The 262-nt window shown below is 60.3% G+C and carries 1 protein-coding gene; it reads right to left on the reverse strand.

The window, feature by feature from the left end:
- Positions 1 to 234, reverse strand: a 234-nt coding sequence (locus tag FJ988_RS30585) for a mechanosensitive ion channel domain-containing protein (protein WP_210242797.1), incomplete at its 3' end; no start/stop codon positions are given.
- Between the last annotated feature and the right edge of the window lie 28 nt (positions 235 to 262).

The following is a 262-nucleotide window of genomic DNA, read 5'->3' on the forward strand; positions in this document are numbered from 1 at the left end:
GATCCGTACCGGGCGCTCAAACAGGATCATGATGCCGGAGATGAAGTTGGCGAAGATCTCCTGCATCCCGAAGCCCAAGCCCACCGCCAGCGCAGCCACCAGCCATTGCAACTTGTCCCAGCTCACGCCGAGGGTCGACAGGGTGGAAACAAAGCCGACACCGGCAATCACGTAGGACAGCAAGGTGGTGGTGGCGTAGGCGCTGCCCTGGGCCAGGTCCAGTTTCGACAACACCAATACTTCCAATAACCCGGGCAGGTTG

This window comes from Mesorhizobium sp. CU3, from assembly GCF_006442965.1.
Taxonomy (GTDB): domain Bacteria; phylum Pseudomonadota; class Alphaproteobacteria; order Rhizobiales; family Rhizobiaceae; genus Mesorhizobium.